The following is a 454-nucleotide window of genomic DNA, read 5'->3' as shown; positions in this document are numbered from 1 at the left end:
GGTGTAGGGTGTGCCGCTGCCCATAAAGCGTCGCCGCCGTTCGCGCGCCTCTTCGGCTGCTGCAGACTGACGGGCAAGCTCCAAGGCGACGGCGCGGTTCTGGGTGATCTGCAGTTGCTGCGCCTGGATCGACTGCTTGGCCTGCAGGGCCAGCAGTTGGTTGGTGGCCTGGGCAGCCTGCAAGGCGCCACCCGCGGACTGGCTCTGCTGCACCAGAGCGGCCAAGGCGCTTTCATCCTCGACCAGGCTCTGTTTCACCTGAGCCTGCACGCGCAGCGCCGTATGCAGCCCGTCGAGGCCCTGTTGCCAGCGTTCCCGCGCTTCGTCTGCCAGGCGCTGGCTGCTGACGTCGCCGGTGTACTCGTTCGGGTAGAGTCGGCTGAACTCCTGATCCAGGCGCTGCACTTCGTAGGCCAACCCTCGCGCTTCGGCGAGCAGCCGCTCGGTATTGGCC

Annotated in this window: 1 protein-coding gene; it reads right to left on the bottom strand. The window is 67.2% G+C overall.

From position 1 onward, the window contains the following. The coding region (gene trbJ / locus H1S01_RS20810) for a P-type conjugative transfer protein TrbJ (protein WP_188042196.1) at positions 1-454 on the bottom strand (454 nt) is incomplete at both ends.

This window comes from Heliobacterium chlorum (assembly GCF_014502795.1).
Classification (GTDB): domain Bacteria; phylum Bacillota; class Desulfitobacteriia; order Heliobacteriales; family Heliobacteriaceae; genus Heliobacterium; species Heliobacterium chlorum.
The sequence above is the reverse complement of the archived record's forward strand: the minus strand, read 5'-3'. Positions and strand labels throughout refer to the sequence as shown.